The organism is Erwinia sp. PPS120 (assembly GCF_047918655.1).
In the GTDB taxonomy this organism is placed as follows: Bacteria; Pseudomonadota; Gammaproteobacteria; order Enterobacterales; family Enterobacteriaceae; genus Erwinia; species Erwinia tasmaniensis_A.
In genome coordinates, this window is record NZ_JBLREF010000079.1 from 190 (window position 1) to 585 (window position 396).

Sequence of the window (396 nt, forward strand, 5' to 3'; positions counted from 1 at the left end):
GCGGCCATATCTGGCGTACTTTCTTCAACCAGCGCCGTGAACCCCAGCTCCTTCAGGGAGTACTGCTCCTTCACATCCACATTATCCTGGCACAACCAGTAATTCTGGCCTGCCTGGTAATATGTTTTTTCACTGACTGTTTTCGGGTTGCATTTATCCACGGGCAAAATGCTGTGCATGTCCTTGCTAACCGTCGACGTCGTTTTGGTAAAGGTTTCGCCGGAATTTGTATAAAGTACGGCGTCAGGATGAACGCGTATATATTTCCGGCCAGCTTTTACACCGCCGGGATTATCGAGGAATGCCGGCATCCGGCTGTCGACACAAAGAACCTCAATATGAGCAAACGTGCTGCCGCTAATTTGTGCCCTGCCCGCAGGAGCGATATCTTCTCCC

Annotated in this window: 1 pseudogene; it reads right to left on the reverse strand. The window is 51.0% G+C overall.

The features are described from left to right. Positions 1–396 (reverse strand): annotated as a pseudogene (locus ACLRGG_RS21135) (hypothetical protein); the annotation flags it as partial.